1 protein-coding gene is annotated in these 402 nt (G+C 67.4%); it reads right to left on the bottom strand.

Annotation, left to right across the window (positions count from 1 at the left end; genetic code table 11):
- Positions 1–402: RHS repeat-associated core domain-containing protein (locus tag ACTJJ6_RS23605; protein ID WP_440827462.1), on the bottom strand; the 402-nt coding region annotated here is incomplete at both ends.

The raw sequence follows: 402 nt of genomic DNA, 5'->3' as shown, positions 1-402 counted from the left end.
CCCTATCGGATCCTGCGTGGTGAAACGCCCCACCTCGGGTTCGTAGTAGCGGAACAGGTTGTAGTGCAGGCCGCTTTCGTCGTCCTGATATTGCCCGGCGTAGCGCAGCGGCTGCTGATATTGCGCGCCCTGCCGCTTCGCCGCGCCGGCCACCGTCTGGCCCTGCAGCTTGCCGAAGGTGTCGTATTGCCCGGACCAGCACAGGTTGCCCGCCGCGTCGGTCACTTCCAGCGGCGCGCTGTTCAGATCGGTGTGATACCAGTAAATATCCGCCGAGCGGCTGTCGCCCGCCTGCTCCAGCGCCGCCAGCGGGCTCCACGGGCTGGCCGGATCGTAGCTCCAGCTGCGGCGGCTGCCGTCGTCGCGCTGCTCCTGCAGCAACCGGTAGCCCTGCCACAGGAA

Source organism: Serratia sp. 22278, assembly GCF_052045405.1.
Taxonomy (GTDB): Bacteria; Pseudomonadota; Gammaproteobacteria; order Enterobacterales; family Enterobacteriaceae; genus Serratia; species Serratia marcescens.
The sequence above is the reverse complement of the archived record's forward strand: the minus strand, read 5'-3'. Positions and strand labels throughout refer to the sequence as shown.